This is a genomic window from Rhizobacter sp. P3_B12 (genome assembly GCF_056402895.1).
Genome location: NZ_JBFUGN010000385.1, coordinates 1 through 5357 on the forward strand (window position 1 = coordinate 1; position 5357 = coordinate 5357).

Sequence of the window (5357 nt, forward strand, 5' to 3'; positions counted from 1 at the left end):
GGCGCGCGGCGAATGTGCGCGGCGCCTTCGCCGTCGAGCCGCTGCGGCGCGGCGAACTGGTGGGCCGGCACGTCGCGCTGGTCGATGACGTGATGACCAGCGGCGCGACACTGGCCGAGCTGGCACGCGTGCTGAAGCTGGCCGGCGCGACGCGCGTCGAGGCCTGGGTGGTCGCGCGCACGCCGCGCCCCTCGACGAGTGCCTGAGGCCCGCGACAATCGCGCCCATGTTCAACATCGTCCTCGTCCACCCCGAGATCCCGCCGAACACCGGCAACGTGATCCGGCTCGCGGCCAACACCGGCTGTGCACTGCACCTGATCGAGCCGCTCGGGTTCTCGATGGAAGACCGGCTGCTGCGGCGCGCCGGGCTCGATTACCACGAGTTCGCGCCGGTGCGGCGGCATGTGTCATGGCCGGAGTTCCTGGCCGATGCACGCCCCGATCCGTCCCGCCTGTTCGCCTTCACGACGCGTGGCAGCCGGCCGTTTGCAGAAGTTGCGTGGCAAGCAGGCGACTGGCTGGTGTTCGGCTCCGAGACGGCCGGCCTGCCGGCCGACCTGCGCGAGACCTTCCCTGCCAACCAGCGCGTGCGCCTGCCGCTGCGAGAAGGCCAGCGCAGCCTGAACCTCAGCAATGCGGTCGCGGTCGCGGTGTTCGAGGCGTGGCGCCAGAACGGCTACGCCGAAGGGGCGTGAAAGACAACCCGGATTGCCATCCGGGCTACGTCACTCGGGTTGAACGTTCGCCGCCTTGATGACCTTGCCCCAGCGCTCGCGCTCGGTCTTCATCAAACCCGCCAGCGCCTCGGGCGCCGTGCCCGCCGCGCTGAAGTACTGGCCGAGGATCCGGCCGCGCACCTCGTCGGTCTTGATGATGCGCACCAGCTCGGCCGACACCCGGTCGACCACAGCCTGCGGCGTGCGGGCCGGCGCCAGCACCGCCTGCCACGAGATCGCCTCGAAGCCGGCGTAGCCCTGCTCGACGAAGGTCGGCATGTCGGGCAGCGCGCCGAAGCGGCCCAGCGTCGTGACGCCCAGCGCCTTCAGCTTGCCGGCCTTCACCTGCCCGATCGCGATGCCGGGCACCATGAAACCGGCCTGCACCTGGCCGGCCAGGATGGCATTGACCACCTGCGGAAAGCCCTGGTAGGGCACGTGCACGATGTCGAGGCCGGCGCGCGCCTTGAACGATTCCATCGCCAGGTGCGCGGCGCTGCCGTTGCCGACGCTGCCGTAGTTCAGCTGGCCCTTGCGCTGCTTCGCGACGCGCACAAAATCGGCCAGCGTGTCGACGCCGAGCTTCGGGTCGACCACCAGCACGTTCGGCGAGGTCGCGACCAGCGTCACTGGCAGCAGGTCCTTCAACGGGTCGTAGCCGAGCGATTTCGACAGCAGCGGCGCGGTCACCAGCGGCCCCTGGATCGTGAACAGGAAGGTGTAGCCGTCGGGCTCCGCCTTCGCGACCGCGCCGGTGCCCAGGTTGCCGCCGGCACCGGGCTTGTTGTCGACGACGATCGCCTGGCCGAGCGCATGCGCGAGCGGCTCGGCCAGCAGCCGCGCGATGATGTCCGGCGAGCTGCCGGGCGGGAACGGCACGACGAGGCGGATCGGGCGGGCAGGCCAGGCCTGCGCACGCGCCGGCAGGGCGCTCGACAGGGTCACGGCCGCGGCGGCGGCCAGCACATCACGACGGTTCAGGCTCATCCGTTGAAGCTTTCGGGGCGCGCGTCGCGCATCATCAGGCGTTGGATCGACTGATCCGGCGTGCGGCGCCCTTCGAGCACGCTGACCACCGCTTCGGTGATCGGCATGTCGATCGAGCGCGACTGCGCGCGGCGCAGCGCGGTCGCGGCGCACACGACGCCTTCGGCCACATGGCCGAGGTCGGCGAGGATCTTCGGCAGCGGCACGCCGTCGGCCAGCCGCAGGCCAACCTTGCGGTTGCGCGACAGGTCGCCGGTGGCGGTCAGCACCAGGTCGCCGAGGCCGGACAGTCCCATGAAGGTGTCGGGCCGGGCGCCGAGCGCGACCCCCAGCCGCGTCATCTCGGCCAGCCCGCGCGTGATCAGCGCCGCCCGGGCATTGAAGCCGAGGCCCATGCCGTCGGCGATGCCGGTGGCGATCGCCATCACGTTCTTCAGCGCGCCGCCCACCTCGACGCCGATCACGTCGCTGGAGGTGTAGACGCGCAGGCTCTCGCTGTGCAGCGCCGCGACGGCCTGCTCGCAGAGCTCGGCGTCGCCGCTCGCGGCCACCAGCGCCGCCGGCCGGCCGAGCGCGACCTCGAGCGCGAAGGTCGGCCCCGACAGCACGCCGACGCGGGGGTCGGTCGGCCGCACCGCGCGCGCGACCTCGTGGCCGAGCCAGCCGGTGCCGTCCTGGAAGCCCTTGCACAGCCACATCACGCCGCTCGCATCGGCAGGCAGGCGCCGCAGCACCTCGACCAGCGACGCCATCGGTGTCGCGATGATGATCAGCCCGCCGCGCGCGTGCTCGACGCAGCTGTCGAAATCGGACGACACCACCAGCCCCGGCGGCAGCGCGACGCCGGGCAGGTAGCGATGGTTCTCGCCGCGCGTCTGCATGCGCTCGCACTGCTGCGGATCGCGCACCCACAGGCGGGTGTCATGGCGCTGCGCGGTGTTCACGGCCACCGCCGTGCCCCATGCGCCGGCCCCGAGGACGGTGAGCTTCACCGCGGCAGCCCGTGCGTCAGTTGATGGCGGGCGCAGCAGCGCCGTTCGCGGCCTGCTGTTGCTGCGCCTCGAACATCGCCTGGAAGTTCACCTCGGCCAGCAGCACCGGCGGGAAGCCGGCGCGCGTGCAGATGTCGGAGACGACGGCGCGCAGGTACGGGTAGATGATCTGCGGGCAGGCGATGCCGATGATCGGCTGCAACTGGTCTTCGGGGATGTTGCGGATCTCGAAGATGCCGGCCTGCTTGGCCTCGACCAGGAACAGCGTCTTGTCGCTGACGCGGGTCGTGACGGTGGCGGTGACGCTCACCTCGTAGATGCCGTCGGCGACCGGCTCGGCAGCCAGGCCGAGGTTGATGTCGACCTGGGGCTGCGTCTGCTCCAGCAGGATCTGCGGCGAGTTCGGCTGTTCGAGCGACAGGTCCTTCAGGTACAGGCGCTGGATCTGGAACACGGGGGTTTGGGTGTCGTCGGACATGGTGATCTCGCGATTGACGAAGACGAGTGAAGAAAAGCCCGCAGGCGTGACGTGCGGGCTGCGGCGCGGATTATGTCCGAGGCGCCAGGGGCGAATTGAAACGCCTGGTGTGTCAGGCGGCCGCGTCGGACAGCAGCGGCAGCAGCCCACCGCGCTGGTCGAGCGCGACCAGGTCGTCGCAGCCGCCGACGTGCGTGCTGCCGATGAAGATCTGCGGCACGGTGCGGCGCCCGGTGCGCTCGATCATCTCGTCGCGCAAGCCCGGCTGCAGGTCGACACGCACTTCGTCGATCTGGTCGACGCCGCGCGACTTCAGCAGTTGCTTGGCGCGGTGGCAGTAGGGGCACACCATCGAGGTGTACATCTTCACGGCTTGCATCGCTTCGCTCCAACGACAGGCCCGCAGGGTGCGGGCCCCTGAATCCTCAGGCCGATTTCTCGACCGGCAGGTTCGCTTCGCGCCACGCCTTCAGGCCACCGGCCAGCACGCGGGCGTTCTCGTAGCCTGCCTTGCGAAGGATACCGATCGCGCGGGTCGCGCGTGCGCCGCTGGCGCACACCACCACGAGCGGCAAGGCCTTGTTCTTCGGCAGCGCATTCGAGGTCTCGATCTGTGCCAGCGGCACGTTCTTGGCGCCGGYGGGGTGGCCGGCGGCGAACTCGGCGACCTCGCTCACGTCGATCAGCACCGCCTTCTCGCGGTTGATGAGGTGCACCGCATCGGCGGTGCTCAGCGCACCGCCCTGCGCGCCGCGCCGCAGCGAGGGCCACAGCAGCAAGCCGCCGGACACCAGGGCCACCGCGAACAGATACCAGTTGTCGAGAAGGAATTTCACAGCGAGGCCCAAGGGTTGGAGGCAAACGCGAATTATAGAATTCGCCGGTCTCCCGCCCCGGGGCCGCGCCCCGCCCGCCCCACAACCACTGCCTGCCATGTACAAACTCGTGCTGATCCGCCACGGCGAATCGACCTGGAACCTGGAAAACCGCTTCACCGGCTGGACCGACGTCGAGCTGACGCCCACCGGCGTCGAGCAGGCCAGGCAGGCCGGCCGGCTGCTGAAGGCCGAGGGCTACGACTTCGACGTGGCCTACACCTCGGTGCTCAAGCGCGCGGTCTGGACGCTGTGGCACGCGCTCGACCAGATGGACCGCACCTGGCTGCCGGTGGTGCACAGCTGGCGCCTGAACGAGCGCCACTACGGCGCGCTGCAGGGGCTCAACAAGGCCGACATGGCCAAGCAGTACGGCGACGAGCAGGTGCTGATCTGGCGCCGCAGCTACGACACGCCGCCGCCGGCGCTCGACGCGAACGACCCGCGCGGCCAGCGCCAGGACATCCGCTACGCGAAGCTGCGCCCCGAGGACGTTCCGCTGACCGAGTGCCTGAAGGACACCGTCGCCCGCGTGCTGCCGTTCTGGAACGACAGCGTCGCGCCGGCCATCAAGGCGGGCAAGCGCATCGTGATCGCCGCGCACGGCAACAGCATCCGTGCCCTCGTGAAGTACCTCGACGGCATCGCCGATGCCGACGTCGTCGGCGTCAACATCCCGAACGGCATCCCGCTCGTCTATGAACTCGACGAGAACCTGAAGCCGATCAAGAGCTACTACCTGGGCGATGCGGCGGCCGCCGCCGCTGCTGCCGCCGCGGTGGCGAACCAGGGCAGGAAGGCCTGATCAGGCCGGCAGCCCGTACAGGCGCTCCGGCAGCAGGCGCGCCGCGAGCGACTTGTCGGACAGCGCCGCGACGATCGCGAATTCCTGGCACGCGGTGTCGCGCCGCGTCGTCTGCACGACCGGCATGCCGCGGCGGTCGGTGATGCTGGCGGCGATCGGCGTGCTCGCACTCTCGCCGCGCCGCACCACCACCGCCTGCTCGCCGCTCTTCAACTGCACGAAGTCGCCCGGCGGGTAGATGCCCAGCTCCTTGACGACGGCCATCGACAACGGGCCGCCGCCGTCATCCTGGAACAGCTGGCGCGCCGCATCCTGCGTGCTGATCGCCGGCCGGCTGATGCGCGGCGTGATGCGCGCCATGAAGACATCGGCCAGGCGCAACGCGCGCGCCATCTCGCACGGTTGCGCGTGCCCGAGCGGGTAGCCGCCGCCGCCCGGTCGCTCGTGGTGCTCGGCCACCGCCTGCAGCCACTCGGCATCGTCGACGCCGGTCGCCTGCAGC

The 5357-nt window shown here is 70.4% G+C and carries 9 protein-coding genes; 3 read left to right on the forward strand and 6 right to left on the reverse strand.

Features of this window, described 5'->3' with window-relative positions:
• Both AC1D01_RS19110 and trmL read left to right on the forward strand, forming a co-directional pair.
• Positions 1-206, forward strand: a 206-nt coding sequence (locus AC1D01_RS19110) for a ComF family protein (protein WP_477869024.1), incomplete at its 5' end; no start/stop codon positions are given.
• A 20-nt stretch (positions 207-226) separates the two neighbouring features.
• The gene (gene trmL / locus AC1D01_RS19115) at positions 227-697 is read left to right on the forward strand and encodes a tRNA (uridine(34)/cytosine(34)/5-carboxymethylaminomethyluridine(34)-2'-O)-methyltransferase TrmL (RefSeq protein WP_477869026.1); all 471 of its coding nucleotides are present in this window, start codon (positions 227-229) and stop codon (positions 695-697) included.
• 30 nt (positions 698-727) lie between these two features.
• Here the strand turns inward: trmL and AC1D01_RS19120 are convergent, their stop codons facing one another.
• From AC1D01_RS19120 to AC1D01_RS19140, 5 genes are all read right to left on the reverse strand, one after another.
• Positions 728-1705, reverse strand: coding sequence for a Bug family tripartite tricarboxylate transporter substrate binding protein (locus tag AC1D01_RS19120; protein ID WP_477869028.1), 978 nt, complete (start codon positions 1703-1705; stop codon positions 728-730).
• A complete protein-coding gene (locus AC1D01_RS19125; RefSeq protein WP_477869030.1) occupies positions 1702-2697 on the reverse strand; it encodes an NAD(P)H-dependent glycerol-3-phosphate dehydrogenase in 996 nt (331 codons plus the stop codon). The genes AC1D01_RS19120 and AC1D01_RS19125 overlap by 4 nt, the downstream gene beginning before the upstream one ends.
• A 16-nt stretch (positions 2698-2713) precedes the next feature.
• Positions 2714-3175 (reverse strand): protein-export chaperone SecB, encoded by a 462-nt coding sequence (gene secB / locus AC1D01_RS19130; protein ID WP_047499719.1) that lies wholly within the window; start codon positions 3173-3175, stop codon positions 2714-2716.
• A 112-nt stretch (positions 3176-3287) separates the two neighbouring features.
• A complete protein-coding gene (gene grxC, locus AC1D01_RS19135; protein WP_477869032.1) occupies positions 3288-3554 on the reverse strand; it encodes a glutaredoxin 3 in 267 nt (88 codons plus the stop codon).
• A 46-nt stretch (positions 3555-3600) separates the two neighbouring features.
• The gene (locus tag AC1D01_RS19140; protein ID WP_477869034.1) at positions 3601-4011 is read right to left on the reverse strand and encodes a rhodanese-like domain-containing protein; all 411 of its coding nucleotides are present in this window, start codon (positions 4009-4011) and stop codon (positions 3601-3603) included.
• A 97-nt stretch (positions 4012-4108) separates the two neighbouring features.
• Here AC1D01_RS19140 and gpmA point away from each other — a divergent pair, with 97 nt between their 5' ends.
• On the forward strand, positions 4109-4855 hold the full coding sequence (gene gpmA / locus AC1D01_RS19145; protein ID WP_477869036.1) for a 2,3-diphosphoglycerate-dependent phosphoglycerate mutase: 747 nt from the start codon (positions 4109-4111) through the stop codon (positions 4853-4855).
• Here the strand turns inward: gpmA and AC1D01_RS19150 are convergent.
• The coding region (locus AC1D01_RS19150) for an HD-GYP domain-containing protein (protein ID WP_477869038.1) at positions 4856-5357 on the reverse strand (502 nt) is incomplete at its 5' end.

Excerpts from the sequence above, each read along its gene's own strand:
- trmL (WP_477869026.1), top strand. The coding sequence starts at position 227 with ATGTTCAACATCGTCCTCGTCCACCCCGAGATCCCGCCGAACACCGGC.
- AC1D01_RS19120 (WP_477869028.1), bottom strand. The coding sequence starts at position 1,705 with ATGAGCCTGAACCGTCGTGATGTGCTGGCCGCCGCCGCGGCCGTGACC.
- secB (WP_047499719.1), bottom strand. The coding sequence starts at position 3,175 with ATGTCCGACGACACCCAAACCCCCGTGTTCCAGATCCAGCGCCTGTAC.
- grxC (WP_477869032.1), bottom strand. The coding sequence starts at position 3,554 with ATGCAAGCCGTGAAGATGTACACCTCGATGGTGTGCCCCTACTGCCAC.
- gpmA (WP_477869036.1), top strand. The coding sequence starts at position 4,109 with ATGTACAAACTCGTGCTGATCCGCCACGGCGAATCGACCTGGAACCTG.